Origin of the sequence: Sporolactobacillus nakayamae (genome assembly GCF_900113325.1) — a bacterium.
GTDB lineage: Bacteria > Bacillota > Bacilli > Bacillales > Sporolactobacillaceae > Sporolactobacillus > Sporolactobacillus nakayamae.
Genome location: NZ_FOOY01000004.1, coordinates 148,976 through 175,653 on the forward strand (window position 1 = coordinate 148,976; position 26,678 = coordinate 175,653).

Annotated in this window: 27 protein-coding genes; 21 read left to right on the forward strand and 6 right to left on the reverse strand. The window is 44.8% G+C overall.

Annotated features, from left to right (window positions below):
• Window positions 1-654: 654 nt before the first annotated feature.
• The 16 genes from yqfC to BM003_RS03075 all read left to right on the forward strand — a co-directional run bounded on the left by yqfC (window position 655) and on the right by BM003_RS03075 (window position 15,509).
• A complete protein-coding gene (yqfC, locus tag BM003_RS03000; RefSeq protein WP_093669967.1) occupies window positions 655-936 on the forward strand; it encodes a sporulation protein YqfC in 282 nt (93 codons plus the stop codon).
• A 15-nt stretch (window positions 937-951) separates the two neighbouring features.
• The gene (gene yqfD / locus BM003_RS03005) at window positions 952-2,169 is read left to right on the forward strand and encodes a sporulation protein YqfD (RefSeq protein WP_093669969.1); all 1,218 of its coding nucleotides are present in this window, start codon (window positions 952-954) and stop codon (window positions 2,167-2,169) included.
• Between the two features lie 121 nt (window positions 2,170-2,290).
• On the forward strand, window positions 2,291-3,250 hold the full coding sequence (locus tag BM003_RS03010) for a PhoH family protein (protein WP_093670179.1): 960 nt from the start codon (window positions 2,291-2,293) through the stop codon (window positions 3,248-3,250).
• 77 nt (window positions 3,251-3,327) lie between these two features.
• Complete coding sequence (locus tag BM003_RS03015) at window positions 3,328-5,484, forward strand: HD family phosphohydrolase (protein ID WP_093669971.1); 2,157 nt, start codon at window positions 3,328-3,330, stop codon at window positions 5,482-5,484.
• The gene (ybeY, locus tag BM003_RS03020) at window positions 5,475-5,951 is read left to right on the forward strand and encodes an rRNA maturation RNase YbeY (RefSeq protein ID WP_093669973.1); all 477 of its coding nucleotides are present in this window, start codon (window positions 5,475-5,477) and stop codon (window positions 5,949-5,951) included. Before BM003_RS03015 ends, ybeY begins: the two co-directional genes overlap by 10 nt.
• A 1-nt stretch (window position 5,952) precedes the next feature.
• Window positions 5,953-6,327: a diacylglycerol kinase family protein gene (locus BM003_RS03025; RefSeq protein ID WP_093669975.1), complete on the forward strand. Its 375-nt coding sequence runs from the start codon at window positions 5,953-5,955 to the stop codon at window positions 6,325-6,327.
• Between the two features lie 20 nt (window positions 6,328-6,347).
• Window positions 6,348-6,743 carry a cytidine deaminase gene (locus tag BM003_RS03030; RefSeq protein WP_093669977.1) on the forward strand — a complete coding sequence of 132 codons (396 nt, stop codon included), beginning with the start codon at window positions 6,348-6,350 and terminating at the stop codon, window positions 6,741-6,743.
• Window positions 6,740-7,645 (forward strand): GTPase Era, encoded by a 906-nt coding sequence (gene era / locus BM003_RS03035; protein WP_093669979.1) that lies wholly within the window; start codon window positions 6,740-6,742, stop codon window positions 7,643-7,645. The genes BM003_RS03030 and era overlap by 4 nt, the downstream gene beginning before the upstream one ends.
• A 115-nt stretch (window positions 7,646-7,760) precedes the next feature.
• Window positions 7,761-7,907 carry a YqzL family protein gene (locus tag BM003_RS03040; protein WP_093669981.1) on the forward strand — a complete coding sequence of 49 codons (147 nt, stop codon included), beginning with the start codon at window positions 7,761-7,763 and terminating at the stop codon, window positions 7,905-7,907.
• 38 nt (window positions 7,908-7,945) lie between these two features.
• Entirely contained in the window at window positions 7,946-8,695 is a 750-nt protein-coding gene (gene recO / locus BM003_RS03045) for a DNA repair protein RecO (RefSeq protein WP_093669983.1), read from the forward strand.
• A 370-nt stretch (window positions 8,696-9,065) separates the two neighbouring features.
• A complete protein-coding gene (gene ccpN / locus BM003_RS03050) occupies window positions 9,066-9,719 on the forward strand; it encodes a transcriptional regulator CcpN (RefSeq protein ID WP_177184621.1) in 654 nt (217 codons plus the stop codon).
• A 198-nt stretch (window positions 9,720-9,917) separates the two neighbouring features.
• Window positions 9,918-10,379 carry a YaiI/YqxD family protein gene (locus BM003_RS03055; RefSeq protein WP_245734015.1) on the forward strand — a complete coding sequence of 154 codons (462 nt, stop codon included), beginning with the start codon at window positions 9,918-9,920 and terminating at the stop codon, window positions 10,377-10,379.
• Between the two features lie 38 nt (window positions 10,380-10,417).
• Entirely contained in the window at window positions 10,418-12,214 is a 1,797-nt protein-coding gene (gene dnaG / locus BM003_RS03060; protein ID WP_093669987.1) for a DNA primase, read from the forward strand.
• A gap of 36 nt (window positions 12,215-12,250) precedes the next feature.
• Window positions 12,251-13,357, forward strand: coding sequence for an RNA polymerase sigma factor RpoD (gene rpoD, locus BM003_RS03065; protein ID WP_093669989.1), 1,107 nt, complete (start codon window positions 12,251-12,253; stop codon window positions 13,355-13,357).
• A gap of 293 nt (window positions 13,358-13,650) precedes the next feature.
• On the forward strand, window positions 13,651-14,358 hold the full coding sequence (locus BM003_RS03070; protein ID WP_093669991.1) for a tRNA (adenine(22)-N(1))-methyltransferase: 708 nt from the start codon (window positions 13,651-13,653) through the stop codon (window positions 14,356-14,358).
• A 26-nt stretch (window positions 14,359-14,384) separates the two neighbouring features.
• On the forward strand, window positions 14,385-15,509 hold the full coding sequence (locus BM003_RS03075; protein ID WP_093669993.1) for a Nif3-like dinuclear metal center hexameric protein: 1,125 nt from the start codon (window positions 14,385-14,387) through the stop codon (window positions 15,507-15,509).
• A gap of 122 nt (window positions 15,510-15,631) precedes the next feature.
• On the opposite strand, the gene aroB is transcribed toward BM003_RS03075, so the two are convergent.
• The 3 genes from aroB to tkt are packed head-to-tail and all read right to left on the reverse strand — an operon-like array spanning window position 15,632 to window position 19,793.
• Window positions 15,632-16,708: a 3-dehydroquinate synthase gene (gene aroB, locus BM003_RS03080; protein ID WP_245734022.1), complete on the reverse strand. Its 1,077-nt coding sequence runs from the start codon at window positions 16,706-16,708 to the stop codon at window positions 15,632-15,634.
• An 8-nt stretch (window positions 16,709-16,716) separates the two neighbouring features.
• Window positions 16,717-17,718, reverse strand: a complete 1,002-nt coding sequence (gene aroF, locus BM003_RS03085) for a 3-deoxy-7-phosphoheptulonate synthase (protein WP_093669997.1) — start codon at window positions 17,716-17,718, stop codon at window positions 16,717-16,719.
• 56 nt (window positions 17,719-17,774) lie between these two features.
• Entirely contained in the window at window positions 17,775-19,793 is a 2,019-nt protein-coding gene (tkt, locus tag BM003_RS03090) for a transketolase (RefSeq protein WP_093669999.1), read from the reverse strand.
• A 488-nt stretch (window positions 19,794-20,281) separates the two neighbouring features.
• Between tkt and aroD the strand changes: the two genes are divergently transcribed.
• A complete protein-coding gene (gene aroD / locus BM003_RS03095) occupies window positions 20,282-21,034 on the forward strand; it encodes a type I 3-dehydroquinate dehydratase (protein ID WP_093670001.1) in 753 nt (250 codons plus the stop codon).
• A gap of 102 nt (window positions 21,035-21,136) precedes the next feature.
• Here aroD and BM003_RS03100 read toward each other — a convergent pair whose 3' ends face one another.
• On the reverse strand, window positions 21,137-22,099 hold the full coding sequence (locus BM003_RS03100) for a 4-hydroxy-3-methylbut-2-enyl diphosphate reductase (RefSeq protein WP_093670183.1): 963 nt from the start codon (window positions 22,097-22,099) through the stop codon (window positions 21,137-21,139).
• Between the two features lie 91 nt (window positions 22,100-22,190).
• Window positions 22,191-22,805, reverse strand: a complete 615-nt coding sequence (vrrA, locus tag BM003_RS03105; protein ID WP_093670003.1) for a VrrA/YqfQ family protein — start codon at window positions 22,803-22,805, stop codon at window positions 22,191-22,193.
• A 153-nt stretch (window positions 22,806-22,958) separates the two neighbouring features.
• On the opposite strand from vrrA, the gene BM003_RS03110 reads away from it, so the two are divergent.
• A complete protein-coding gene (locus BM003_RS03110) occupies window positions 22,959-23,852 on the forward strand; it encodes a deoxyribonuclease IV (RefSeq protein WP_093670005.1) in 894 nt (297 codons plus the stop codon).
• Between the two features lie 75 nt (window positions 23,853-23,927).
• Here the strand turns inward: BM003_RS03110 and BM003_RS03115 are convergent, their stop codons facing one another.
• Window positions 23,928-24,191, reverse strand: a complete 264-nt coding sequence (locus tag BM003_RS03115; protein ID WP_177184600.1) for a DUF2624 family protein — start codon at window positions 24,189-24,191, stop codon at window positions 23,928-23,930.
• 505 nt (window positions 24,192-24,696) lie between these two features.
• On the opposite strand from BM003_RS03115, the gene BM003_RS03120 reads away from it, so the two are divergent.
• From BM003_RS03120 to BM003_RS03130, 3 genes are all read left to right on the forward strand, one after another.
• A complete protein-coding gene (locus BM003_RS03120) occupies window positions 24,697-25,476 on the forward strand; it encodes a sensor histidine kinase (protein ID WP_245734017.1) in 780 nt (259 codons plus the stop codon).
• An 85-nt stretch (window positions 25,477-25,561) separates the two neighbouring features.
• A complete protein-coding gene (locus tag BM003_RS03125; protein WP_093670011.1) occupies window positions 25,562-25,924 on the forward strand; it encodes a hypothetical protein in 363 nt (120 codons plus the stop codon).
• Between the two features lie 129 nt (window positions 25,925-26,053).
• Window positions 26,054-26,632 carry a nitroreductase family protein gene (locus BM003_RS03130; RefSeq protein ID WP_093670013.1) on the forward strand — a complete coding sequence of 193 codons (579 nt, stop codon included), beginning with the start codon at window positions 26,054-26,056 and terminating at the stop codon, window positions 26,630-26,632.
• The last annotated feature ends 46 nt before the right edge of the window (window positions 26,633-26,678 follow it).

Consider the following 26,678-nt stretch of genomic DNA (forward strand, 5'->3'; position numbering starts at 1 on the left):
GGCGATCAGGTAAGCGCCCAATCTGAGAAATAAACGGAAAAATTCCGCTTAATTAGAAAATGAATGAAAAAATCGCTTAAATAGACGGAGAAATTCCGCTTATCGAATCGAAAAACGTGAAAATGGAGGTTTTTTCTGTGAATAAGCGGAAAAATTACCCTTATGTACCCGTGAAACAGGCGCTATGATGCAAATAGGCGGAAAATTTCCGCTTATTTTGCGCGTTACTTAAATGAAACAGAAATGCCTGTTCAAGCACAAAGTTGATGATTCAAAATGGCATGTGGATCAAGGGAACTTTCGTATGTAAGGAGCCTTCGCTAACTGTAAAGGAACTTTCGCTAATTACGCATACGTCCTGTATGCAATGCGAAAGTCATCACATCCTGTGAAAGTACGTCCTGTATGCAACGCGAAAGCCACCGCATATGGATCGGAATCGTTCATTTTGCTTTAAGAGCAATTTTTGCTGCCATACCGAATTCTCATTTACCAAATCTATACGTCATGCCACCGCTTCAAAGTATTTGCGTGTCCGCTGTCTTTCCTACAATTGATTCGATAATTTCTTCCGTACTTTCTCGATGATCTAAACGATTTCTGTGCTAGCCGACATTCTTTACTCATAAGTTTGTAAAGAGGTGGAGAGAGATCATGAGAAAATGGAGCGCTCATTTAAAAAAATGGTTTGCCGAAGTGTCCGACATTCCTGAAGATGTGGTTTTAGGGTCGCCTCGATTGACCTTAATTGGCCAGTTTCGACTCTCCATTGAAAACTATCGTGGCGTTCTTGCATTCTCAAAGACAGAGTTGAAGCTTGCTATGAATAAAGGCGAACTTCATATCGCAGGTGATGATTTTGTCCTTGAAACGATTCTAGAAAGAGAAATCGTTCTTCAAGGACGCGTAGATGATGTTCGATTTGTGGATGAATGAGAGGAGGCTAGCCGGTTGAGGCATACAATTCAACGTGCGGAGGGATATCTGAAGGCGGAAATCATAGGTGATGATCCTGAAAAATTCATCCGACTCTGCGTGAGTGAACACGTAAAGATATGGCATATTGTACGCAAAAATGAGACAACCCTCATTTGTTTTATAGAACTTACAAATTCGAATACTTTGAAAAGAAGGCTCAAGGATACAAATTGCCGGATCCATATTCTTGAAAAAGAAGGTTTCCCCTTTCTTTTAAAAAAGATAAAATTGCGACTAGGCATCGTGGCCGGTCTTCTATTCTTTTTAATGCTCCTCCTTATTCTCTCTAATATGGTGTGGTCGATCAATATCAAAGGAGCTGATTCGAAGCTGGAGGAGCATATTCGCAGTATTTTAAAGCAAAATCATCTCTATGAAGGCTCACTTGATCTCTTCGTCCCGGATACCAGCAAACTTGAGAACGCATTATCCACCAAACTAACAAAGGTAACGTGGATTGGTGTTTCAAGAGAAGGGACCACCTATAGAATCAACGTCGTTCAAAAAAAATACCCGAAGCCAAAGGAGGTCACGGGACCAAGAAATCTTGTCGCGACAAAACAGGCGGTGATCCAGCGTTTATTCGTGGAAACAGGACAACCTGTCGTCGAAAATGATCAATTTGTGAAACCCGGACAGGTTCTGGTCAGTGGAATAATCGGCAATGAAAAGTCTTCACGGTTCGTCTCCGCAAAAGGAACGGTTATTGGCGAAACGTGGTATCGTTCAGAGGCTCAGATTCCGCTTCTTAGCCGATATACGACTTATTCAGGCGCAGATTATCATAAGTACCAATTAAAGCTTTGGAACCTGCGAGTGCCCTTGTGGGGGTTCGATAAAGAGCCGTTTAAGCACTATGATCGTGAAACGTTGCGCAAACCGATCCGTTTTTTGATTTGGCAGACGCCATTTGTCTGGATTCAAGAAAACGATCGGCAGAAAAGAATAGCGACTCGCAAATTAACGGTCAATCAAGCGATTGCTGATGCGGTTGAGTCATCCGACAAAAAACTATTGGACAGCCTTCCAAAAGAATCGAAAATTATTAATACCGCCGTCGACTATAAGAAAGTAGTGAAAAACAGTGTGTACATTCGAACACATCAAGTCGTGCATGAAAATATTGCTGCTGCGCGTGCGATTGATGTAAAAAAAGAGGAGAAAAAACTGAAAGCGAAGAATGAAGAATAAGGTGCAAACAGATTCTTTCAAGGGCGCGATCGCGCGCGCGTCAAATCAAATTGGAATTTAAGCGATAACATATGGTAAAATGATGGAAACGCTACTGATTTTTGAGGAGGACAAAAAGAGCTTGCCAGAACGCCATTTATATAAAATTACACTGGATTGTGAAAATGGAAACGAAGCACTCATGCTTTTTGGACCAGGAGACGCGCATTTGAAAATAATTGAGCAGACACTTGGAATTTCGATCGTGACGCGGGGCGGATCGGTAAGTGTCTCTGCCGAAAGCGAGACGGATGCTCGTAAAGTGGAACAAGTGCTGAGCGCGCTGCTCAGCCTAATCAAAAAGGGTATCGCAATCACGAGCCGTGACGCTGTCTATGCTCTAAAAATGGCAGACAACGGTCAACTAGAGGCTTTTGGCGATTTGTATGAGAATGAAATTACAACCAATAGTAAGGGCAAACCGATCCGCGTTAAAACACTTGGTCAAAAGCGTTATGTTGAGGCAATCCGAAGACATGACATGGTGTTTTCCATCGGACCGGCGGGGACCGGAAAAACGTATTTGGCGGTAGTTATGGCTGTGACCGCGATGAAAGCGGGGAAGATCAAACGTCTGATTTTGACAAGACCTGCTGTGGAAGCGGGAGAAAGTCTCGGCTTTCTGCCTGGAGATCTGAAGGAAAAAGTGGATCCCTATCTTCGCCCTCTCTATGACGCGCTTCATGATGTGCTCGGTGCGGAGCACACGCTTCGATTGATTGAAAGAGGGACGATCGAAGTGGCGCCGCTCGCTTATATGAGAGGCAGGACACTGGAAGATGCCTACGTGATTCTTGACGAAGCGCAGAACACAACACAAGAACAGATGAAAATGTTCCTGACACGGCTCGGCTTTGGTTCAAAGATGATTATTACCGGTGATGTGACACAGGTTGATCTTCCCAAGGGAAAAAAATCCGGACTTAAGACGGCGAAAGAACTTTTAGAACATGTCGATGGGATTTCATTTATTAATTTGAATCGCACAGATGTTGTGAGGCATCCGCTTGTACAGAAAATCATCGAAGCATATGGCGACTGACTCTGCCTACCCTGTCCCGATCACTTCATTTATGAATGTCGGGCCGGGTCAAGGAGATAGGTTGCGGAGGCGTAGCAATGACACCAACAATCCCGTTCAAACAAAAAATTAAAAAATTTGTACTCGTTTATTTGACTGATTGGGGAATTGTGCTGATTGTCGGTCTTATTTTGTATGGACTGATGATCGGCAGCGTTCTGCCAAAGAATCCCAATGTCAAGCTGCACGAAATTGCGACGAATGATATTCAGTCGCCGATCGACACAGTGGACACACAAGCTACGCAAGCGAAGCGGCAAGAAGCGATCGGTTCGACACCATCAGCCTATGCGTATAATAAAAATCTTGGACTTATACAGGTTGAAAAAGTCGGTGATTTATTTGATACGATTGCCGAAGTAAAGAACGATGAGAAGATTTCATCCGATTCAACTCAAGAACAAGTGAATGCGGCGATAAAAATCATTATGGATCGTCTGTCCGATTCTACGGATTCGCACCTTCCCAACAACACCATGACCGCTTTGATTACTGCGTCAGATCATAATCTTCAAATTGCGGAGGATATCGCAAGCACGAGTATATATGAGGCGATGAATGCTAAAGTCGGTTGGAATGATCTGGAACGCGCGCAAGATAAGGCCTCGGCTTCTCTGCCGTCATCGGTATTGAATGACAGCATTCGACGAGCGCTGAATGAAGTGCTGCACGCGTACATTACCGCAAACTATTCTTTTGATGCCAACGCGACGAAACAAAACAAACAAGAAGCCGCAAGAAATGTTGACAATGTCGTGATTCATCAAGGTGAAGTGATTGTAAAAAAAGGGGAACTCGTCACCAATGATATGATTCGACAGCTTAAATTGGTAGGCTTGTTAGACGAGCACTTCAATTTGATTCCTTTCGTTGGCCTGCTTCTTTTCGTCAGCTTCATTACCTTTATTTTCTGGTTCGAGTACTTTCGCTTTAAAGAGAACCACCCAAACTATTCTGTTAAATTTTTATATATCTACGCAATCATTTTTTGCGGAGCTGCAGCAATCATTAAAATATGCAGCTATCTAAGGCTCACGAATATCTCAGGAATCAGCTATCTTGTTCCACTGGCCATGGCGCCGCTAATGATTCGTATTCTCTTGAACGAGCGTGTCGCTGTTGTCTCCGGCTTATTGCTCTCATTGGTTGGCAGCGTACTCTTCGGTATCAGCGCGAAAGCTGCAATCTTTGACTCAAGCATGGGCATTGTTTTATTCTTTTCATCACTCGCCGGGGCTTTGGTTTTGCGAAAACGTCAAGCACGTCCGAAAATTATGCAAACCGGCGGACTAATCGCGCTTGTGAATGTGCTGGTCGTACTCTCGCTGCTGATGTTCCAAAACACACCATTTTCGCTTTTGAGTACGGGACTAAGTCTTGGATTTGCCGCCTTATCAGGATTCTTATCCGTTGTTTTAACCAATGGTCTTATGCCGCTTTTCGAGACGGGATTCAGCATTCTTTCACCCATCCGGTTGATTGAGTTGTCGAACCCGAACCATCCGCTGCTCCGAAAAATATTGATTGAAGCACCTGGAACATATCATCATAGTCTTATGGTCGCCAATTTGGCTGAACGTGCCTGTGAGGTGATCGGAGCGAATGGTTTACTTGCCCGCGTCGCAGCCTATTATCATGATGTAGGTAAGACCAAACGGCCGAAATTTTTCGTTGAGAATCAAATGAACGGGATTAATCCCCATGATAAGATTTCGCCGCAGCTTAGCCGGACGATCATTATTTCACACCCATATGATGGGGCGGATATTCTTCGACAATACCGTATGCCTAAGGAAATCGTCAACATTGCTGAGCAGCATCACGGGACAACGCTTCTCAAATATTTCTATGTGAAGGCTCAGGAGCAAAGCGAGCAGCCAATTGATGAAAGTGAATTTCGTTATCCAGGTCCGAAGGTTCAGTCGAAAGAAGCGGCAGTTGTTGAGCTTGCGGACAGTATTGAGGCGGCGGTTCGCTCAATGAAAAAGCCGAATCCTGTCAAAGTGAATAATCTTGTTAAAAGTATCTTTAACGATCGATTAAGTGACGGTCAGTTTGATGAATGCAATATAACGCTTAAAGAGTTGAAAAGTGTGGAGAAGTCGATCGATGAAACACTGCGAGGTGTTTATCATTCCCGCATTGAGTATCCTAAAGACCTTAAAATGAAAAAGGTGAATCCAAAATGGCAATGACAATTGATATGCACGATGAAACAAAGGAAATTAATCATGCAATACAAGAGAGTGTGATCAAGCTGATTGATTACGCAGCGGAACAGCTTGATTTGGAAGGTGAAATTGAATGTTCCATTACGTTCGTTGACAACGCGCGTATTCAGGTAATTAATCGCGACTATCGCGGTATTGACCGGCCGACTGACGTTATCTCATTCGCACTCGAAGAAATGGATGAGAATGAAGTGCCAATTCTTCCGGAAGAAGGTGAGCCGCGAGTTCTCGGTGATATCATCATTTCTGTCGAACGGACACATGAACAGGCAGCTGAGTATAATCATTCCTTTGAGCGCGAACTTGGATTCCTCGTCATTCACGGCTTACTTCATTTGCTCGGCTATGATCATCAGAATGCAGAACAAGAGAAGGAAATGTTCGGTTTGCAGGAAAGCATTCTTTCTTCGTTTGGCCTAAGCAGGGACTAAAATGAACGAACATCATCCGCGAAGACACAAGAACCTGATTGACAGTTTTAAGGACGCTATTTCGGGCTTTGTGCTGGCGTTTGTCCAAGAGCGAAACCTGCATATCCAGATGTTTGCCGCGATCATTGTTATTGCTTTTTCATTGATTATTCATGTGTCAGTTGTTGGGCTGATGATTGTGTTTCTCTTAATTGGCGGTGTGATCAGTCTTGAACTGATCAACACGGCGATTGAACGACTTGTTGACTTGATTACCCAGAATCAGCACCCATTGGCTAAAGCGGCAAAGGACACGGCTGCTGCCGCAGTTTGGTGGTTTTCAGTTATCGCCGTTACTATTTATGTAATTATTGTTTGGAATACTTTAATGGATTGAAAATAGGAGTGTGCAAATAAATGGATGACAAGAAACTTATTGAGCTGGCGCGTCAAGCAATGCGAATGGCTTATGTGCCTTATTCGCATTATCAGGTTGGCGCCGCGCTGCTCACAAAGTCGGGCAAAGTATTTACAGGATGTAATATCGAAAACGCGGCCTATTCGGTTTGTAATTGCGCTGAGCGAACAGCAATTTTTAAGGCATTCTCAGAAGGAGAACATGATTACGAAGCCATTGCTGTTATGGCTGCGAGCAAGCGCCCGGTTCCACCATGCGGCTCGTGCAGACAGGTCATGAGCGAGCTGTGTCCGAAAGAAATGCGTGTGATCTTGTCAAATACCGAGGGGATTTCGGAAATAACAACGGTTGCCAAATTACTTCCCGGCGCCTTTGAATCGGAGGATATGCAATGAGTAAACCATTTAAATCGGGTTTTGCGGCTATTGTCGGACGGCCGAATGTAGGTAAATCAACGTTACTGAATCGCGTTCTCGGACAGAAAATCGCAATCATGAGTGATAAAGCGCAAACAACGCGCAATAAAATTCACGGCATATACACGACTGATTCAGAACAAGTCGTTTTTATTGATACACCGGGAATACATAAACCAAAGCATATGCTAGGTCAGATGATGACTTCTCTGGCGCTTGCCACATTGAATGAGGTTGATCTTGTTTTATTTCTCATTGACGCGGAACAAGGGTATGGACGAGGCGATCAGTTCATTATCGACTTTCTGAAGAAAACAAACGCGCCGGTCTTCCTCATTGTTAATAAGATCGACAAAGTGCACCCGGATCAACTGTTGCCACTCATTGACCGGTATCGCAATCTCTATACCTTTAAGGAAATTATTCCAGTTTCGGCACTCCAGGGTCAGAATGTAGCTACACTTATGGAGCAAATCGGCGAATACCTTCCTGAAGGACCAAAGTATTATCCCGACGACCAAATCACCGACCATCCGGAGCGTTTCATTGTCGCTGAATTAATCCGGGAGAAGATTCTTCATTTGACGCGAGATGAAGTGCCCCATGCAATTGCTGTTGTGATCGATAAGATGAAAGAGGATGAGAAGCGTCATCTAACAGAGATACAAGCGACAATCATGGTCGAACGGACTTCCCAAAAAGGAATCATCATCGGGAAATCTGGCAGCATGCTGAAGGAAATCGGCACACTGGCACGGAAGGAAATTGAAGCGTTAATTGGATCCAAGGTTTTCCTCGAACTTTGGGTTAAGGTGGACAAGAACTGGCGTGATAAGGAAGAAGAGCTTAAGAATTTCGGTTACACGTCGCAGAATGATTAATCGTTTAGTCGTATATCCTGCCTGCAACATCTTGAATTGACAATCATTTCTTCACATGTTTCTTCTCTTTTCGTCAACGCTATAGGTGAGGAGAAAAAATGGGAGGATGAGTGAAATGTTGGATCTCAGTTGGAAGCTATTTAGTATGACAGGAACAATCGGCTCTTATCTTTTGATCAAAGAAATAGAAAAGGAAAAAGATGAAGAACAAAAACAGCAAAGCTGCGAGATGAGTGATCTGAAGGAACATGCCGGGGCGTAAAAAATAATCGGCGATTAGGGAAGCAGGTGATACCGATGATGGCCAAAGCTGAAGGCATTATCATTCGTACTACCGATTATGGAGAAAGCAATAAAATCGTGACTTTATATACAAAAGAGTTTGGCAAAATCGGATTGATGGCGAGAGGAGCCAAAAAACCAAAAAATCCCCTTTCCGCAGCGAGTCAAGTTCTGTTCTATGGTCTCTGTCTTTTTAGTAAAGGCAGAGGCCTTGGTTCGTTATATCAGGCAGAGACATTGAACGCGTTTCGCGCAATTCGCGAAGATATCGAGAAAATGGGTTATGCCGCGCTAATTCTTGAACTAACTGACCGACTGACTGAGGACGGCCAACCTTCTCAGGGTATCTACAACCTGCTTTGTGATACATTGCTGCTTATGGAAAAAGGGACTGACCCGGCGGTTTTATCCTCCATCTATGCACTGAAAATGATGCCTCAGGCGGGAATTGATCCTGAGTTGACACATTGTGTTCATTGCGGCGAAAAAAAGGATCATTATTTGTTCTCCGTGTCCGAAGGTGGGTTTCTTTGCAGCACCTGCGCGAAAGTGGACGATTACGCGCTGGTTCTAAGCCAAGCAACTCAACGATTACTGCCACTAATTAGATCCATTCCCCTTGATAGACTTGGAAAGGTATCATTAAAATCAAAAACGATTGGCGAGATCGAATCAATAATATATGCTTATTATGAACGAAATGCCGGAATTAAGTTGCGTTCCAGGCATTTTATTGAGCAATTAGCCAAATTTCGAACCAATGAATAATTGATTGACTGAATTGGAATGAATTCTTTTGCACCGGCGGCAAGAAGCGCGCAGCTGAAGTGTCGTTCAAGACATAGTTGATGAATGAAAGCCGCATTCAGAGTGACGACGAAGGCCTGTGCTATGCGCGGTTTTCTAATAAGTAAAGAGAGCATATGATTTTTTGCCAAATCAAAAGGTTATGAATCAAACGCGTAGGTGCGAGACTCCTGCGGGATCAGCGAGCCAGGGGAGACCACGCAGGCATTATGGTCTGAGCCGAGGAGGTTCCCGGATCGCCAGCGGAAAGTGAGCAACCGAAGCGTAAAACCAGGCTGGCTTAAGGACTGTGCTATGCGCAGTTTTTCTAATAGAAAAATTAGGGGAGGCGATTGCTTTGGATCTTAATGATAGACAACACAAAATTATTCAAATAGTTAGAGAAAAGGCGCCGATAACCGGAGAACAAATTGCGGAACAGTTAAGCGTAACACGTGCGACACTCAGACCTGACCTGGCAATCTTGACGATGTCCGGGTTTCTAGAAGCTCGTCCGCGCGTCGGCTACTTCTATACAGGACAAACATCGGGCACGATATTATCTGAAGAAGTTCGAAAATTGAAGGTTGGGGAATTCCTGTCGTCACCCGTTGTTATTGAAGAAAGTGCTTCCGCATACAAAGCCGTGTGCGAAATGTTTGTTGAGGATGTCGGATCGTTGTTTGTGGTCGACAATAGTGGATTGCTCGCCGGTGTCCTGTCACGAAAGGATTTACTCCGAACTGCGATTGGATCTCAGGATATGAATCAGGTTCCGGTCAGTGTCATTATGTCCCGAATGCCCAATATTGCCTATTGCAAACATGATGATACAGTCGTGGATGTTGCCCTATTGCTCATCACAAAGGAGATTGACGCGGTTCCTGTTGTACGGAAAAAAGGGAATGGCTTTGAAGTCATTGGTCGAATGACCAAGACAAATATTACAAGGGCATTTGTAAGTCTTGCAAATGTAGGTGAATCCGAAAAGGGCGATAGTGAGTGATTCAATTTATTGAGAAATTGCATCGCTTTTTTGACGATTTCGGTATCTTAAAAAAAGAAAATAGGTTTTACTGTTTTAATAATAGAATTTAGTTTATAATAATATTTTGTTGTCCTGCACATGATTCGACAATTTGTGACACTATTTGAAAAATAAAAACATAAAAGTACATGCAGGATTTTTACAAGGAAATAGAGAATGCTTAAGATGATGAAAAAGATCACACTATTTGTCGACGCAGATGCTTGTCCCGTAAAGAATGAAATCTTAACTATTGCGCATACCTTTGACCTTGATACCGTTTTTGTTGCTTCCTACGCCAGCTATTCAGCGAATCGTGAAGGAACATGGGTTTTTGTCGATCAGGAAAAAGAGGCGGCCGATCTTTACATCGTCAATCACGTCTCTCCTAATGACGTTGTTGTCACACAGGATATTGGGCTTGCAGGCTTGCTCACCAAACGGAATGTTTTTGTACTCTCAATACGTGGCCAATTGATTAATGAAAAGAATGTGGAAGCATTGCTTGACCGGCGATATCAATCATATCACGCACTTAATGCCGGAGAACGAGTTAGAGGGCCAAAGCCGTTTACAAGCCAAAATCGTAAATATTTTTCAGAAGCCTTAATAAAACTGTTATGCCAACTCGATCATTAGGATATAAATAAGTAATAATACTGGTGGTGCATGGCCATTTGCAACTTCAGGAACAGGTTATTGAAGAAATTAGGAAATCACTGGATATTGTTGATGTTATCGGCAGTTATGTGCAGCTAAAGAAGCAAGGAAAAAATTATATTGGTCTTTGCCCATTTCACTCGGAACGGACGCCTTCATTCTCCGTCTCGCCTGATAAACAGCTCTATCATTGCTTTGGATGCGGCGCCGGCGGCAATTTATTTACGTTCATGATGGAAATTGAGGGCATGTCCTTCATTGAGGCAGCCCAATCTCTGGCTGATCGCGCGAATATAGATTTAGGATCTTCTGTTACAAAGAATAACGCATATCGTGACCCGAACGATCAAAAGAGGAAACAAATTACTGAGGGATTGGAACTTTTAACGAAATTTTATCATTATTTATTGACAACCGCAAAATATGGTTCTTCTGGTATGCGTTATCTTGAGGAGCGTGGATTTAATTCAGAAATGATTGAACGATTCCGAATCGGTTACGCGGTCGACAGCTGGGAGGCGGTGACTCATCTGCTTCAGAAAAGAGGCGTTAGTCTTGAATTCATGGAGCATGCGGGACTGATTAAGAAACGCGGGTTTGATAACAAATACTTTGACAGGTTTAGAAATCGGATCATTTTCCCGATTTTTAACATGAGCGGAAAAACGGTTGCTTTTGGCGGACGGACGCTTGGAGAAGATAAGCCCAAATATTTGAACTCACCTGAGTCAGATGTATTTCATAAAGGCAGCATCCTGTATGGCTTTCATTTGGCGAGACAGGCGATCAGGAAAAGCAGCCAGGTAGTCCTTCTTGAGGGTTATGTGGATGTTGTTCGAGCTCATCAGGCCGGGGTAACCTGCAGTGTCGCCTCAATGGGAACCTCGTTGACGGAAGCACAGGCGGCGGCATTGACGCGGATGGCCGACACGATTATTATCTGCTATGACTCAGATACAGCAGGAATAGAAGCAAGTTTTCGAGCAGCAGAATTGTTGCAGGGAAATGGGAAAGTCATAAAAATAGCAAACATGCCGGAAGGTCTTGACCCCGATGACTACATTCGTAAATTTGGCGGCGAACGATTTAAAAGTGATGTAATAGGGGCAAGCCAAACATTGATGACTTTTAAAATGAATTATCTTCGAAGAAAAAGGAATCTAAGTGATGAAGGAGATCGACTCCTCTATATTGAAGATGTATTGAGGGAACTGGCATCACAGCATCGCGCGGTCGAACGAGATCACTATCTTAGATTGCTTTCGGAGGAATTTTCAATTTCCCTTGATTCCTTGAAGAAACAACTGCACCAGGTGAGTGTCACGGCAGAAAGACGCGATAAGCGAAGAGCCCGCGTCGCACCGCTTGCCCGGAGTAATCGGATTCCACCTGCATATGAGATGGCAGAGCGAAGACTGCTCGCGCGAATGATGAGAAGCAGGGAAATTTCCGATCAGGTCCGGGACACATTAGGCGGTTCATTTACGATTGATGTCCATCAAGCCTTGGCCGCATATCTTTACGCATACTATGCTCAAGGTAATCCGCCGGATGAGGGACTATTTCTTCAGAAACTCGAAGATCCGGCACTGCAGCGCAAGGTGACGGAATTATCATTGATGCCTATGAGTGATCAGGCAGATGATGGGGAAATTGAAGATTGTGTGAAACAAGTCATCAGGCACTCTAAATCATCGCTGATTGCGGATAAGGAAGAGCAGAGAAAGAAAGCTGAGCAAAGCGGGGATTATGAATTGGCGGCGCAGCTGCTATCCGAGATTATCAGCGTAAAAAAACAGTTAGGACATTTTTAAGTTAGGCATGATCAGTATTTGGAAGGAGGGGGTCAAATGGCTGGAAAAGTCAGCAAGACGGATCAGGAACTAACGGTGGATCAGGAAAAAGAACATCTGTTGGAACTTGGCAAGAAACGGGGTTCTCTCACCTACCAGGAAATATCAACCCGGCTTGCTCCATTTGATCAGGAACCGGAACAGATGGATGAATTTTATGAGACGCTTGCCGATCAAGGCATTGATGTTTCAGATGAATCCGAAGCGCCGGCTTCCGATGTTAAGCATAAAGAAGAGGAATTCGATCTGAATGATCTCAGTGTCCCGCCGGGCGTCAAAATTAACGATCCCGTCAGAATGTATTTAAAGGAAATCGGTCGGGTGGATCTGCTGTCTGCCGATGAAGAGATCACACTCGCAAAACGAATCAATGATGGCGACGAGAGCGCAAAACGCAGACTTGCCGAAGCCAACCTTCGCCTTGTGGTCAGTATCGCGAAGCGTTATGTTGGTCGCGGCATGTTGTTTCTCGACCTCATTCAGGAAGGCAACATGGGTTTAATGAAAGCTGTTGAGAAATTCGACTATACGAAAGGCTTTAAGTTCAGCACCTATGCCACATGGTGGATTCGTCAAGCCATCACTCGCGCCATTGCCGACCAGGCGCGCACCATTCGTATTCCTGTGCACATGGTTGAAACCATCAACAAGCTTATTCGTGTTCAGAGACAACAGCTTCAGGATCTTGGACGTGAACCGACGCCTGAAGAAATCGGCAAAGAAATGGAATTATCACCGGAAAAAGTACGCGAGATTTTGAAGATCGCGCAGGAGCCTGTTTCACTCGAGACACCGATTGGTGAAGAAGACGACTCACATTTGGGCGATTTCATTGAAGACCAGGATGCCAAAGCGCCATCGGAGGCCGCGGCTTATGAATTGTTAAAGGAACAGTTGGAAGATGTTCTTGATACACTGACGGACCGCGAAGAAAATGTATTACGTTTGCGTTTCGGCCTTGATGACGGACGGACACGAACATTGGAAGAGGTCGGCAAGGTCTTCGGTGTGACAAGGGAGCGAATTAGGCAAATTGAAGCCAAGGCTCTACGGAAGCTTCGCCATCCAAGCAGAAGCAAACAACTAAAAGATTTTCTTGACTGAGCGAAAACACGGTTGCTCCCATAAGGGGGGGCAATTTTTTTTTGCTCTTCGATAGGTATGACTCATTTATTTGATTACCTTTGACTTTCATTTTAAAGAGTTTGATGACTAGATGCAACTCGCCCGGAAATGAAAATAGTCAAAACAGATCTTGTTCCTGCAACTCCTTCTCTATTTTAATATATTTTGAAAACGTTATCAAATGACAGCCATAACATTTTTCTTAAATTGGGGTTTTGCAGTGTTTGTGTTACGATAGCAGTTGATACGAATGATTAATAAGGATTGTGACTATGGAAACGATACATTTATCTCCAAGATTGAATGCTGTTCTTCAATTTATTCCAAAATCGGCATGTTTGGCCGATATCGGATCGGATCACGCGCATCTGCCTAGTCGAGCGGTTCAAGAAGGCCGCATAGATTTTGCGATCGCGGGTGAAGTCAGACGGGGTCCCTATCATCAGTCTGTGAGCACTGTCGCGTCGCTTGGACTGCAGGACAAGATCGATGTCCGGATGGGTGACGGACTTGACGTTATCCGTGAACCCCACGAAGTGAACGCTATTGCGATTGCAGGAATGGGCGGTGAGTTGATTGCGGATATTTTGGAACGTGGAAAAGGAAAAATTGGACCCGATACGGTATTGATTTTGCAGCCGAATATTCGAGAGGCGCGTGTCCGGAGATGGCTTGATCAAAACGGCTGGATTATTTCTGATGAAGCCATCGTCAACGAAGGCCATCATGTCTACGAAGTCATTCACGCGCGTCAAGGCAGCAGAACACAACCGTTATCTGAGCAGGAACTATTGATGGGACCGATGCTCTCATCTGAGAGAAATCCGATATTTATCAAAAAATGGTACAGCAGAGAACGCAGACTCATCGGTATTCTGCACGCACTTCGGAATACAGAGCATTCGGATGAGGTACTGGCAAAAATAAAAGAGAGTCAGAAAGAGTTGCAATTGATTCGTTCATGTTTCAATAACCACTGAGTGCGTCAAGAAGGGAAGCGAACACATTGGAAAACTGGATTTCCGGCGAACGATTAATTCAACGATTTGAAGAATGGGCGCCGAAAAAGTTAGCCTATGAGAAGGACAAGATCGGCCTTTTAGTGGGGACTCTGCATAAAAAAGTGAAACGCGTGATGGTGACTTTGGATGTACTCGAAAATGTTGCCGATGAAGCGGCTGATAAGCAGGCTGATTTAATCATTGCCCACCACCCGCTCATCTTCCACCCGCTTAAAAATGTCCGCTCTGATGAAGGGCAGGGGAAAATTGTTACAACATGCGTAAAAAATGACATTGCCGTCTATGCAGCCCATACAAATCTTGATATTGCTGAAGGCGGGGTCAATGATATGCTTGCAGCACAGCTCGGGTTGAAGGATACACAAATTTTACAGCCGACCTATCATGAACCGCTGTATCAACTTGTTGTTTATGTACCTCAAAGTCACGCGGAAACTCTTCGTCAGGTGATCGGAGATGCAGGGGCAGGTTCCATTGGCAACTACAGTCATTGCAGTTTCTCTGTTCCAGGATCGGGCCGCTTTCTGCCGCAATCAGGTGCCAATCCGTATCTTGGCTCAGTGGAAAAGATGGAAAAGGCAGATGAACAGCGGATTGAAGCGACGGTTCCAGAGCACTTGCTTCGCACGGTGGTGGCAAAAATGATTCATGCACACCCATATGAGGAACCCGTTTATCAGGCAATCCCCATTCAAAATAAGGGAAAAGCGTACGGACTTGGCAGAATGGGAAAGCTTCCGGAGGCCATGCCTTTTGAACGTTATTGCCGCCTTGTAAAAGAAAAACTTGGTATAGACGGTCTTCGCGCTGTTGGGCCGGCAGATGCACGCATTCGCACTGTGGCGGTCTCAGGCGGCGATGGAAACAGTTTGATTCCCTTTGCAAAATACAGAGGGGCAGATGTGTTAATCAGTGGCGACATTTACTATCATACGGCTCATGATGCGTTGCTTTGCGGACTTAATGTTATTGACGCGGGCCATTATATCGAGCGCGTGATGAAAGAAGGCGTGAAGCAATATTTAACCCGGGTTATTAAAGAAGAACATTCTGATACAGAAGTGCTGATTTCAGAGTCGGTAACGAATCCATTTCGGTTTATCGTTTAATTAGAAAATGGACGGAAGCCATAGCAACAAGCCCTCTCATTTAGTTTGAGAGGGCTTGTTTCATGATGGTGCCGGATTGAAGGCTACGCCGACAATGAGCAGCAGTATTGAGCCGATTCTGCTTATTGGTTGTCAAGTGAATTTCTTCCTGTGAAAAACAATTCAGCTTGACTGATCGGGATCGAGTGCATGACAGGTTGGCCAGGTGCTTTCAGATAGACAAGGTTCAATTTGCCGCCATGATTTTTTTTATCATTAATAATTTTCCGGTAAAATTCTGCGGTTCCAATCAACGGAGAATTTAGCGGGAGCTCCGCTTGCTGGAGACGCTGAATCAGGCCATCCGAAGTGCCGTTTTTCGTCAGACCGTAATCTTCGAATAACTGTGCTATTCGAGCCATCCCAATGCTGATCGCTTCACCGTGAGCGAGCGCGCCATCGGAAAGAAGTTCAATCGCGTGACCGATTGTGTGTCCGAAGTTCAGAATCTGTCTCAGACCTGCTTCTTTTTCGTCCTGACAGACAATCCTTGATTTATAGGTGATACTTTGACGAATAAGCGGCTCCACCTGAGTGATAATTTCGTCCGGATGGTGCACGTCACCGGTCATCTGCCAAAATGCTCCGCCTTCTAATGCAGACATTTTGACAATCTCGGCATAGCCTTCACAAATAAAACGCTGAGGCAGTGTTTTCAGCGTATCAGGATCAATAAAAACCGCATCGGGCTGGTGAAAAGTGCCGACAATGTTCTTAGCTGTGTCTAAGTTAATTGCCGTTTTTCCGCCGACGCTGCTGTCAACCTGTGCCAAAAGCGACGTGGGTATTTGAATGAAAGCAATACCGCGCATATACGTTGAGGCAACAAAACCGGCGAGATCGCCGACAACACCGCCTCCGAGCGCAAGTACACCGTCTGATCGCGTGAATTGGTTATTTGTCAGCGACCGGTATAGCCGGATCGCGTTTTCCCAGCTTTTGGCCGATTCACCGGCGGGTACTTGAAAAGTAACGGCGCGGAATCCAGCTGTTTGCAATTGCCGGATGATGCGCTCTTGATACAGCGGCGCGACATGGCTGTCGCTGATAATGGCTATTTTCCGCGGCGACCAGATCCCAGTAAGCAGCGAACCCAGCTGTTCGAGAATCCCGCGTTCAATAAATAGTGGGTACTTTTTATGCGGCAACGCTACAGACATTTTCACAGTCAGTTCTCCCATGATTCCATGCATTTCCGAAGGGCGGCAGCGCGCTTTGTCATGGTCAGGTAATCATTAGGTTTGAGCGCTTGCGGACCATCGGACACTGCTTTTTCCGGATGATCATGAATTTCAACGATCATACCACTGGCACCAGCGGCAGTACCAGCATATGCGGCGGGAGCAACCAAATCCCTAAAACCGACCGCATGACTTGGGTCAACGATAACTGGATAGTGCGTTAGTTTCTGCAGGACCGGAACCGCTGCCACATCAAACGTATTTCTGGTGTATTTGTGATCGAATGTCCGGATTCCGCGTTCAATTAAAATAATATCGGTATTACCGCCACTGGCGATATACTCGGACGCATTCAGAAGGTCATCGATGGAAGCAGCCATCCCGCGCTTCAACGCAACCGGAACAGAGGTCTTTCCCACGGATTTTAATAAAGAAAAGTTTTGCATATTTCGTGCGCCGATCTGCATCACATCCGTGTATTCCGCAACCAGTGCCACATGGGTCTCATCCATTACCTCGGTAATGACATCCATTCCATTTTCATCCGCAGCTTTGCGCAGGTAGCGCAGTCCTTTTTCACCCAGGCCTTGGAAGGTGTAGGGTGAAGTCCGTGGCTTAAATGCGCCGCCGCGCAGAACGGATGCACCGCCAAGGCGGGCAATTTCAGCCATACGGCGAATATGATCCTCAGATTCAACGGAACATGGACCGGCCATGATTGTAAAGGTGTCGGCACTGATTTTTGAGTGAGGCAGCTGAACAGTGCTGTTATCCGGATGAAAGCTGCGGCTTGCTTGAACATAAGATGGCGTTTCCGAAACAATTTGCTCAATGACCTCGGATTCTTGGTCTGAAAACTGGCAGTGATCAAGGCCGACAACCGCCATTCGCAAACCGGACATAACTACCTGCTTATGCATTTCCCTGAATTTTGATTGAAACGCCTGTTGCATTTCTGGTGTGACTGAGTGTTTAAACGTGATAATCATATAATTTACCTCACTTTAAATGGTTTTTGGGTATCTTCGTCATTAATTGTTCCTGTTCAGACGGACGGTGATACAGAATCAATGAGTTGCAAATACTGGTCGACAATATGATTTTCGGTGAATCCGTAAGTTTGCAGGAGTTCGGTTGCAGGCCCGCTAGATCCGAATGTGTCCACGCCAATCCGGATGCCCTCTGCTCCCACATAGCGTTCCCAACCAAGCGTTGCTCCCATTTCGATTGACACTCGGCGTCGGACGCAGGATGGGAGCACCGATTCACGATAGGCCTCGCTTTGGTGTTCGAAACGATCGAAGCAAGGCAAGGAGACAACGGAAACGTCATGTCCGGTCTGTTTCAAAAGCTGTTGAGCAGCAACGGCAAGCCGGACTTCCGAGCCGGTCGCGATGAATATCGCTTCGGGACTTGCACCTGTTTGCGGTGAAAGAACATATCCACCGCGTCGAACCCCTTCACGCGCACGTTCCGCCGAGTGTCGCAAAACCGGCAGTTGCTGCCGAGAAAGTGCTAGGACGGTGGGCCGATCTAATGTATCCATAGCCGCTTCCCAAGCGGCAACTGTCTCGTTCGCGTCGGCCGGACGAATGAGTGAAATTCCAGGCATCGTTCGCAAACTCATCAGGTGTTCGACCGGCTCGTGAGTCGGTCCGTCTTCGCCAACGGCAATTGAGTCGTGCGTGAAGATATAGATGACTGGAAGCTTTTGCAAAGCAGATAGACGGATTGCGCCTCGCATGTAATCAGAGAAAACAAGAAATGTTCCTCCGAATACCCTACTGCCTCCGTGAAGCATCATGCCGTTTAATAGTGCTCCTTCAGCGAATTCACGAACACCGAAAGCGATGTTTCTGCCGTCTCGATTTGCGGCACTGAATAAATCGCTGTTTTCAATATCCGTTTTGTTCGAACTGGCTAAATCTGCTGAACCGCCCCATAGGTAAGGAATTTTTTCTGCTAAAATTTGGATCATGTGGTGACTGATTTCACGACCGGATGCCTCTGTCCCAGCGGCGTATTGCGGAAGACATTCCTTCCATGTGATTGGCGGCTTGTTGCTGAGTGATTGTTTTAATTGCTTCGCTTGTTTAGGAAAATCGATTGACCATTGATTCATACGGCGGATCCATTCGGCTTCAGCCTGCTTGCCGCGCTTTGCCACGCAGTCCGCAAAACGTTGATAGACTTCTTTAGGAATCGTGAATTCAGGAAAATGCCAATTGAGTCTGGTGCGCAAATTTGCAATTCCGGAATCGCCAAGCGGTGTACCATGAACACTGTTTGTTCCTTGACCAGGTGCGCCGAACCCGATCACGGTGCGAACCTCAATCAAAGTCGGACATGAGTTCTGCTCTTTTGCCCTGCAAATCGCCGCATCAATTTCGTTTAAATCATTACCGTCTTCTACGCATTCATAGTGCCAACCATAGCTTTCGAAGCGTCCACGGACATTATCAGAATAAGAACGCCCAGTTGCACCATCGAGTGAGATCTCATTTGAATCGTACAGGACGGTCAATTTGCCAAGCTTCAGGTGCCCGGCAAGGCTGGCTGCTTCATGAGACACGCCTTCCATTAGATCGCCGTCTCCGCACAATACGAACGTGCGATGGTTAATCACATCCGTTTGGTCAGTGTGATACATAGAGGAAAGGTGAGCTTCCGCCATAGCCATACCTACGGCCATTCCCAATCCCTGTCCAAGCGGGCCGGTTGTCGCGTCTACACCGCACGTCGTTCCGTATTCGGGATGTCCTGGGGTTTTGCTGTTCAACTGGCGAAAGTGTTTTAAATCATTGATCGTTAAATTGAATCCTGACAAGTGAAGCAGACTATAAAACATGGCTGATCCGTGGCCTGCCGACAGAACAAATCGGTCGCGGTTAAACCAGTTTGGATCCTCCGGATTATGGCACAGATGATTGCGCCACAAAACGTAAGCCATCGGGGCAGCCCCAAGCGCCAGCCCCGGATGTCCCGACCCCGCTAGCTCGATACATTCACAGCTCAGCACGCGCACGGCATTGACACATAATTGATCGATGGAATCGATTTTCATACTTCCTTCACTCCTTCCTGTTTCTCTTTTTACTAACCTTATGAACTGAAAAAAGTCCCGCGGCTATTATTAAACCGCGGGACTCTCTTCCGGATCATTTGCCGGAAATAGGGAAAAGCCGCACAGTTTATTGACCTTGGATCGGACAACATCAATGCGGCTTGTTGTTTAAAATGCATGAAAAACAACTTTGGCCAGCACGGATGCAAACGGAATGTGTTTGCATCTGCGTGACTCGCGAGATACAAACACTAACTAAACCAGCCAAAGTAATAATATCGATTGTTTTGGAAACAACTTTTTTGTTTTATCATCATTTTAAAAACTCCTAAACCAGTTGGTGTGAAATACAATAACAATTTGTATGATAAATGTCAAGACAAATTTGAAAAAAGAAAATTGTCATTCGATGTCAATCGCTTCCGTGGATTGACAGAGTTCAGATTGCGTGCTACGCTCTCGATAAAAAACAGAAAAGAAGGAAAACGATGAGTGCTGTCTTATTAAAAAATTTAATGATCGGGTCCGGTCGGCAGAAAATCTGTGTTCCGATCACTGCCGGTACGCCTGAAGAAGCAGTGAACTCGGCTGAACAGATTCTTAAAGGTCCGGTTGATTTTATTGAATGGCGTATTGATTATATGAAAAACAGTTCTTTGATCACTATTTTGGATACCGCAGATCAGCTTCAAGCCGTGTTGGGTCAAATTCCTCTGCTCGCCACATTCAGAAGCGTAGATGAAGGAGGAAAACAATCAATCGGGGAAGAGGACTATTTCCAACTTTACGCCACATTGGCGAAGCAGAAACTTGCAGACGCATTCGATTTGGAACTGTCTCGTCCGGCTGAGACCCGAATGCGTTTAGTGAAACGGTTACATGAGATGGGAAGTAAGGTCGTCTTCAGCGCGCACCATTTTTCATGTACTCCGTCCGAGTCTGTGATCATTTCGACCTTGAAAAAGATGGAGGCCGAACACGCGGATATCGCAAAAATCGCGGTAATGCCCTGCTCGCCGGCGGATGTGCTGGCTTTAATGAATGCAACCTTAAAAGCGAGTGAAACAATGACGGTGCCAATTGTCTCAATGTCCATGGGGACTTTGGGCAAATTGTCAAGAATCAGTGGCGCAATTACAGGATCGGCGGTTACGTTCGGTAGCGTAGATCAAGCCTCTGCTCCCGGTCAGATTGAATTGAAATTTTTGAAACAGGTACTGAATGAATTGTCTGCAAATTAAATGAGTGGATATGCGCAAATAAATACGCTCATATGGCTCGCCCTCTATGAAAAGGGAGATCCGGATGAGCGCATGATTTGCAAACAAAGCAGATACGTTTACTTAACTTTTCCTTATTTTTACTTTCACTTTTGGCAGGATATTTTTGTTCTTCGCCGCTTGACTGTCTGTTGACCAAGTTTCGGGATTTTGCGGATCATATTGATCGAGAAATATGATGACTTCCTTGGTGAGCTGTGTGGGTGTCGAGGCGCCCGCTGTCACGGCCACCTTCTGGACACCGTCAAGCCACTCAAGCTTAAGCTCTGAGAGATCTGCGATACGATAAGAGCGTGTATGCGCGATTTCCTTGGATACCTGTGCGAGCCGGTTTGAATTATTGCTGCGCGGATCGCCGACAACGATAAGCAAATCGGCATCCTTGGCTTGAGAGGCAACTGCTTCTTGACGTGTCTGAGTTGCTCGGCAGATCTCATTGAAATTCTCCGCTTGCGGATATTTAGATTTAATATAATTCATAATATCCATAACGTCCCACTGGCTCATGGTCGTTTGATTGGTAATTAGAATCTTGTCCGTTTCCAATTGAAGCTGATCAACATCCGCGATGGTCTCGACAAGATGGACAATTTCAGGAGCAACGCCGATCGCACCTTCTGGTTCCGGATGCCCTTTCTTGCCAATATAAATGACGTGATAGCCTTCCTTTTTCTTTTCCTGAATCAGATTGTGGGTTTTTGTAACATCAGGACAAGTCGCGTCGATCGCAGTCAACCCTTTTTCTTTGGCGATACGCCGCACTTCAGGCGAGACACCATGTGCAGTAAAGATAACCGTTCCTTGATCAATGTCATCAAGAAGGTCAATCCTTTTTTTTCCGCGAACATCAAGCGTAATGATACCGTCATCTTTCAAAGCCTCTGTGACATGAAGGTTATGGACGATCATTCCTAATATATAAATCGGCCTTGGCAGGTCCGGATTCATGGCTGCTTGTCTGGCGATGACCAGTGCGTCGACAACACCGTAGCAATAGCCTCGCGGTGAGACTTTAATTACGTTCATGTAAATCTCCCCGTTCTGCAGTTCCTGCATAAATTAGTTCCATCAATCATTATAAATGAGGCAGAGAGGGAACACAATGAATCAGCAGTCACTAGATATACATTCGTGGAACGGAGGGATGTGTCGGCAAATCCTCGCTATTCATCAGCGATGCGGCGACATGTGCTTTGTGCTGTTTTGTGGTGCCTTTCACCGTTTTTGAAGCTGTTGCTGAATGGCTGGTAGCTTTGACTGACTCAGCTTTTTTTTTCTTGGCTTTCTTCGGCATATCATCTTTTTTTTTGGTTTTCGTTGGTATATCACCTTTTTCCTCAGGTTCGGTCTGTTCGCTTTTCTCTGTTGATGAATTGCCCTGAAGTCCTTTCAATGCGCCGAGAATGGCCGGAGCGTTCTTAACCAGTGGCCCAAATTGTTGAATCATAGGAAGCACGGATTGAGCCGTTTGAATCGCTTTCTGCGCATTCATAATCATTCCAACAAAGTCCAAGTTTCCTGCTGCGCCAGTCGAACCAGGTGAAAGAAACGATGAAATAAGTCCGCCGATTCCGCCTCTTGATTGAGCCTGCGGGTCGGAAATTGGAGGAACTTGAGGGGTCCTTTCGGGAAAAATGGACGGAAAGCCGCGTGTCGGAGTCATGGGCGGCGTATAGGATTGAGGCGGATTCCGGAAAAATGGCTGCTCTGGCCCATGCTCAAACGGTGGCATGTTTCATCATTCCTTTCTTAAAAATATTCTAAAAGGATACGGGGTACTTGCTGATAGTTAGTGTATGCCATCGTGCCTAATCCGTGACAATCACTGATAAGGCGCTTGCACGGTGTCTATGGTAAAATAGCAAAGGTAGAGGAGGAGTTGTCCATGCTTAGAATCGGGTCTCATGTCCATATGTCCGGTACCAAGATGCTTCTTGGCGCCAGTGAAGAGGCAGTGTCATTCGGAGAAAATGTAATGATGATTTATACAGGAGCGCCACAAAATACCGTCAGAAAACCGATTGAAAAGTTAAATATTGAGGCCGGCCATAAACATATGAAGGAGAACGGTGTTGAGGAACTAGTCGTTCATGCTCCATATATTATTAATATAGCCAATACGGTAAAACCAGAGACTTTTGCATTAGGTGTCTCATTCCTTCGTAAAGAAATTGACCGAGCGGAGGCCATTGGCGCAAAACAAATCGTTCTTCATCCGGGCGCACATGTTGGCGCAGGTGTTGACGCAGGTATAAATAAAATTATTGAAGGACTGAATGAGGTCCTTGAAGAAAGGGACAAGGTTCAGATTGCGCTTGAGACGATGGCAGGAAAAGGCAGTGAATGCGGCTTTCAATTTGAGCATCTCGCGCAAATTATCTATGGAGTGAATTTGAATGAAAAACTGTCAATCTGCTTCGATACGTGCCATACAAATGACGCAGGTTATTCAGTGGCCGAGGACTTTGATGGCGTGCTTAATGAATTCGATCATATTGTCGGTGTCGAACATATTAAAGTGATTCATGTGAATGACAGTAAAAATGCGCAAGGCGCGCGCAAAGACCGCCATGAAAATATCGGGCTTGGTACAATCGGTTTCAACGCGTTAAATTATATTGTGCATCATCCGCAGCTTGAAGCTCTTCCAAAAATTTTGGAAACACCATACGTCGGTGCGGACAAGAAAAGTAAGAAGCCGCCATATAAGTACGAAATCGACATGTTTAAAGAGCAAAAATATAATGAAAAGCTGATTCAAGATATTGAAGCCGGATAAGGCTAAGATCTTTGGAGTGGTGAAAACCGGAGTCCCTATGCAGGACTCCGGTTTTCATTTTTACTTTATTTAGGTTCAAAATCCTTTGGCTAATTGCTCAAACTGTTTTTGCAAGCTTTCAGCAAGTTCAGGACCAATTTCCTCATCAAGAATGAGTCGAAGCTGCTTTTGCCCCGCAGGTTGAAACACGTTTATATTTTTGTTCTGCACACGCATAGCAACATTTTCTGCTTGTTGTTTTGTAACCGGAATAGAGTATTGTCGCGCATATTGATAGAGCTCTGCAGGTGTTATTTGATTCATTTTCTGAATCACTAGCTGCTCAATAATTGGATTCAAAAGCGTCACCCCAATCCATTTAGAATGCATTCATTGAATAGACTATGACTGCGCAAATAAAATGATGTCAGCTTTTGAACGATTGATTTTTCTGAAAAATGTCGGAACTTGTCTAACAATAATTGCCATTAAAAAGTGCCATAGAGTCGATGATTAAAGTATAATTAAGGAAAATAAGAGCGACATAAAAAGAGAAAAAGTACCTAAAGCTTCTGCGCAAATAAAATAGGAAATCGGCACAGGTAGGTATGTTTTATTTTTGGGGAATGGTGAGGGTTGTTACTAATACAGAGGAGTGATCATCATTATTTACCGAGAGTCCTTTCTTTCTGTTTCAGAAAAAGATCAATTTGAAGAACAATTATCTGTGGAAATACGTTTTTGCATAAATTCTGACGGCTATATTTTAGAGTGCAATAAAAAGGGACAAGCATTAGTAGAACGATATGGGCCGTATTTTCTTCATTTTTTTCCGGACCATACCGCATGTGAGGCGAAAGATTATTTGGACGCGATCATGAAAAGTGATGATATCGTCTCCGCCTTGCTTTGTGATAAATTAAGTGATCGAGATCTTGGCACTTTATATAATGGCATTTCGAAGGATGGGAAAATTATTTTGGTTGGCTACCGGACCCAAATGTTTACTCATCTTGCAGGCGAAATCGTCCATGAATTACGAAATCCGTTAACTGTCATTAAAGGATTTATTCAGTTATGCGGCTATACAAAAGAATATGACAAATACCAACCGGTAATCTTATCGGAAATTGATCGTATGTATACGATTTTAGAGAATTTCTTGACATTGTCGTTAAGAAAAAGCAAGTGCCAACGTATGAATCCTGATGAGGTATGCAAATCGCTTATTTCATTATTATCGGCGGAATGCGTTGTTAATAAGGTTAGACTTGATTATGATATCGCTTATTCTGAGAGCGTATGCAAAATTGATCTTGATAAAATTAAGCAAGTCATGATTAACTTACTGCGTAATGCATTGGAGGCTTTTGACGAGCATACCGGTGAAAAAAAGATCATGTTTCGCGGCAGTGTTGAGGATAATGGCTATCGCTTTTCATTAATTGACAACGGACCGGGTATGGAAACTGATGTGCTGAACAATTTGGGCAAACCTTTATTCACAACAAAGGCAAAGGGAACAGGTATTGGCTTATCCTTGTGCAAGAAAATTATTGCCGACCATCAGGGTACTTTTTGTATCAGCAGTGTTAATGGAAAAGGCACGACTGTCAGCTTTTTTCTTCCGTTTGTATCGCCATAATCATTATTTCCATAATGTACATCTGTGAAAATGATCATTCTGAGTCACACTATAGCTGATCCTAAAATGAAAGCGAGGGGTCATTGTGGCTGATAAGGATCATTTTCACAATGAAGACTCATTGTACGATAAGCAGAGTGCCTATCATAATGAGGAGTATGCGAGGGAATTGGCTGCCGATCAATATGATCCGGAAGCGGGAGGATCTCGAGCGGACGATGACCATTCGGATCATCGACGTGTTCTTGAAGGCGGAAAAGGTGTTGGCTGGCTCGCGCTTGTTTTCTCCGTGATTGCTTTGTTCTTTTTGCCGATTGTCCTGGGCATTGCCGGTATCATTATCGGCTATATTGCGCTCAGGGAAGGCGCGCGAACTCTTGGAGGATGGGCGATCGGTATTGGCTGTTTAGCTGTGCTGATTCAGTTGCTTTCACCACTATTTTGGTAACAAATAAAAGAACCCTTACAAAAAATAAGGGTTCTTTTATTTGCATAAGCATATTTGTAGAATGATGTATGTGATGCATGTTACACTTAAAACGTAATTATTTGAACTTTATAAAAGGGAATGAGTGCTATGGATACGATTGAAGCGATAAAAACAAGGCGATCGGTGCGTAAGGTATCGGATCAAAAACCTTCTAAAGAACTGATTGAACAAATTCTGGATGCAGCAAGACGCGCGCCAAATCATATGAATACGGAACCATGGCATTTTATCGTGCTAACAGGTGAAGGCAGGAACAAGCTTGGTGAAGTATACGGAAAGATCAACCAGAAAGGTCTTGAAGGTGAGAGCCAAGAAAATCTTAATGCTGCCTATGACAAAGGGCTGGCAAGTGCCAAACGTGCGCCAGTCATCATTGTTGTGACCATGGAACCAAGTGACAATCCACGCGCTATTGAAGTTGAAGACATCGAAGCTACTGCTTGTGCGACTCAAAACTTGATGCTTGCCGCTCACGCACTCGGGCTAGGCACAATGTGGCGTACGGGCGGCGCCGCCTATACTGAAGAAGCAAAAAAACAATTTGGTGTTAGTGATAAGGGCAGAGTGCTAGGCTTTATTTATGTTGGCTATCAAGCGGAAGGGACCACACCGAAAGTTCCTGAACGCAAATCCGTAGCCGAGGTCACCGAATGGGTAGACGCTTAATCATTTCGGAAAATAGATGAATAATCAGTTCAAGACCGGATATTCT

What these genes read in the sequence shown, in the direction of transcription:
- yqfC (WP_093669967.1), top strand. Translation starts at nt 655, where the DNA reads ATGAGAAAATGGAGCGCTCATTTAAAAAAATGGTTTGCCGAAGTGTCC.
- BM003_RS03015 (WP_093669971.1), top strand. Translation starts at nt 3,328, where the DNA reads ATGACACCAACAATCCCGTTCAAACAAAAAATTAAAAAATTTGTACTC.
- ybeY (WP_093669973.1), top strand. Translation starts at nt 5,475, where the DNA reads ATGGCAATGACAATTGATATGCACGATGAAACAAAGGAAATTAATCAT.
- BM003_RS03025 (WP_093669975.1), top strand. Translation starts at nt 5,953, where the DNA reads ATGAACGAACATCATCCGCGAAGACACAAGAACCTGATTGACAGTTTT.
- BM003_RS03030 (WP_093669977.1), top strand. Translation starts at nt 6,348, where the DNA reads ATGGATGACAAGAAACTTATTGAGCTGGCGCGTCAAGCAATGCGAATG.
- era (WP_093669979.1), top strand. Translation starts at nt 6,740, where the DNA reads ATGAGTAAACCATTTAAATCGGGTTTTGCGGCTATTGTCGGACGGCCG.
- BM003_RS03040 (WP_093669981.1), top strand. Translation starts at nt 7,761, where the DNA reads ATGTTGGATCTCAGTTGGAAGCTATTTAGTATGACAGGAACAATCGGC.
- recO (WP_093669983.1), top strand. Translation starts at nt 7,946, where the DNA reads ATGGCCAAAGCTGAAGGCATTATCATTCGTACTACCGATTATGGAGAA.
- BM003_RS03055 (WP_245734015.1), top strand. Translation starts at nt 9,918, where the DNA reads ATGCTTAAGATGATGAAAAAGATCACACTATTTGTCGACGCAGATGCT.
- rpoD (WP_093669989.1), top strand. Translation starts at nt 12,251, where the DNA reads ATGGCTGGAAAAGTCAGCAAGACGGATCAGGAACTAACGGTGGATCAG.
- BM003_RS03070 (WP_093669991.1), top strand. Translation starts at nt 13,651, where the DNA reads ATGGAAACGATACATTTATCTCCAAGATTGAATGCTGTTCTTCAATTT.
- aroB (WP_245734022.1), bottom strand. Translation starts at nt 16,708, where the DNA reads ATGTCTGTAGCGTTGCCGCATAAAAAGTACCCACTATTTATTGAACGC.
- aroF (WP_093669997.1), bottom strand. Translation starts at nt 17,718, where the DNA reads ATGATTATCACGTTTAAACACTCAGTCACACCAGAAATGCAACAGGCG.
- tkt (WP_093669999.1), bottom strand. Translation starts at nt 19,793, where the DNA reads ATGAAAATCGATTCCATCGATCAATTATGTGTCAATGCCGTGCGCGTG.
- aroD (WP_093670001.1), top strand. Translation starts at nt 20,282, where the DNA reads ATGAGTGCTGTCTTATTAAAAAATTTAATGATCGGGTCCGGTCGGCAG.
- BM003_RS03100 (WP_093670183.1), bottom strand. Translation starts at nt 22,099, where the DNA reads ATGAACGTAATTAAAGTCTCACCGCGAGGCTATTGCTACGGTGTTGTC.
- vrrA (WP_093670003.1), bottom strand. Translation starts at nt 22,805, where the DNA reads ATGCCACCGTTTGAGCATGGGCCAGAGCAGCCATTTTTCCGGAATCCG.
- BM003_RS03110 (WP_093670005.1), top strand. Translation starts at nt 22,959, where the DNA reads ATGCTTAGAATCGGGTCTCATGTCCATATGTCCGGTACCAAGATGCTT.
- BM003_RS03130 (WP_093670013.1), top strand. Translation starts at nt 26,054, where the DNA reads ATGGATACGATTGAAGCGATAAAAACAAGGCGATCGGTGCGTAAGGTA.